Annotated in this window: 1 protein-coding gene; it reads right to left on the bottom strand. The window is 43.3% G+C overall.

Features of this window, described 5'->3' with window-relative positions; translation table 11 throughout:
• Positions 1–342, bottom strand: a 342-nt coding sequence (locus AAEZ03_RS26390) for an oligonucleotide/oligosaccharide-binding fold domain-containing protein (RefSeq protein WP_350582715.1), incomplete at both ends; no start/stop codon positions are given.

Below are 342 nucleotides of genomic sequence, written 5' to 3'. Positions count from 1 at the left end.
GACTCAACCAGATTGACTTGCTCGTAATTGGTCAGCTGCTTACTGATAATAATCAAACCAAATAAGCTGATCTGCGCGTAAGCTTTGACACGCCCCGTCTTTTTCGACCAATGCGGCTCAAAGTAGTGATATTTTAATAAATCACCTGCCGCTGAGATAATCCATTCTGGTTCAATTTTGGCAACGGTACGCATAAAGACTTGCGACGTTTCTACGACTTCAAACGCCATGACCCAAGGTGGTATCTGTTTAAATACCGTACTGGCTGGAAAAATTTTGGCTTTTTGCTGGCGAGCTGCTAAGTATTCACCACGATTTTCAGTCTTGTGAGCAATCGTAGAC

The organism is Pseudomonas sp. HY2-MNA-CIBAN-0224 (assembly GCF_040310285.1).
Taxonomy (GTDB): domain Bacteria; phylum Pseudomonadota; class Gammaproteobacteria; order Pseudomonadales; family Pseudomonadaceae; genus Aquipseudomonas; species Aquipseudomonas helleri.
Note: the sequence above shows the minus strand (reverse complement) of the source record. Positions and strands in the feature narration are given on the sequence as shown.